This is a genomic window from Roseibium sp. SCP14 (assembly GCF_040329475.1).
Taxonomy (GTDB): Bacteria; Pseudomonadota; Alphaproteobacteria; order Rhizobiales; family Stappiaceae; genus Roseibium.
The window spans coordinates 1-395 of the sequence record NZ_JBDZYH010000033.1 but is presented as its reverse complement, the minus strand read 5'-3'; the positions used below and the strand labels follow the sequence as shown (position 1 = coordinate 395).

Genomic DNA, 395 nt, shown 5'->3' with positions numbered 1-395 from the left:
ATAGACAGCGCCATTCTCACCGTTGTCGCCATAAGCACCAACCGCGATTACACCATTTTCACCAATGTCTACATAACGACCAAACCGGTCGTTGGCAGCGCCATCAGAAGCTGTCAGCTTTGTTTCGGAGTAACCACCTGCTCCATCCGGTTTATAGACATAGACCGCTCCAGACTGATTTCCGACACCATCTTCATAAGCGCTGCCAGCGACAATAACTCCTGCATTGTTCACATTCACAGAGAAGTAGCTGATGGTCTCTCCTTCGGTGCCGTCGGACGGTGTCAGTTTGGTCTCGTCATAGCCACCAGAAGCATTCGGGGTGTAGACATAAACAGCGCCGGCGTTCGTTGCAGCATCGTCATCTCCGTAAGCACCAACCACAATGGTGCCAG

1 protein-coding gene is annotated in these 395 nt (G+C 51.9%); it reads right to left on the bottom strand.

What is annotated here, in order from left to right; translation table 11 throughout:
* A partial coding sequence (locus ABLQ08_RS32480) for an FG-GAP repeat protein (RefSeq protein ID WP_352950920.1) occupies positions 1-395 on the bottom strand: 395 nt, incomplete at both ends.